The 540-nt window shown below is 71.5% G+C and carries 1 protein-coding gene; it reads right to left on the bottom strand.

Going from position 1 to position 540, the window contains the following annotated elements; translation table 11 throughout:
- Nucleotides 1-239, bottom strand: a 239-nt coding sequence (locus FJM51_RS23595; protein ID WP_140456516.1) for a hypothetical protein, incomplete at its 3' end; no start/stop codon positions are given.
- Nucleotides 240-540 lie beyond the last annotated feature (301 nt).

The raw sequence follows: 540 nt of genomic DNA, 5'->3' as shown, positions 1-540 counted from the left end.
TCGGCGTGCCGGCGCCGGATCTGGTCGCGGCGCGCCGCGCGCATCTCGCGGCGCCGGCTGTTCAGCGCGGCCTCGGCCTTGCCCGCCGTGCTGTCGCGCCGGATCTGCTCGCGCAGCGGCACGGCCTCATCGTCCCAGGCGATCCCGCTGCGCGCGCCCGCCGCGCAGCGGGTGAAGAGCCCGGCCTCGAGCCGCGCGTCGATCATCTCGCGCTCGACAGGATGGATCGCATCAGGCATCGGCCTCTCCCTGGGGGCCGCGCAACGTGATCACGGTCACGGATCGAAGATCGCCCCGCCAGGTCTCGAAGCGAACCGACTCGACCCGGCTTCCGAATTCACGGATCACTTGAGACGGTGACAGGCTTGCCGACGAGGAGGCAGGCGACGTGGTGGTCCTGATTCCAGACAACACGTCGACTTGATCTTGGGGCTCAGGCATGGGGAACCTCGGCGCCGGCCCGGGTCTCGCGCCCGGCTTCCCGCTGCTCGCCCGCGTCGATCCGCCGGAAGATTTCTTCCGCCCGCGCCGCGAGCCGGG

The sequence above is a fragment of the Amaricoccus solimangrovi genome (assembly GCF_006385685.1).
Taxonomy (GTDB): Bacteria; Pseudomonadota; Alphaproteobacteria; order Rhodobacterales; family Rhodobacteraceae; genus Amaricoccus; species Amaricoccus solimangrovi.
Note: the sequence above shows the minus strand (reverse complement) of the source record. Positions and strands in the feature narration are given on the sequence as shown.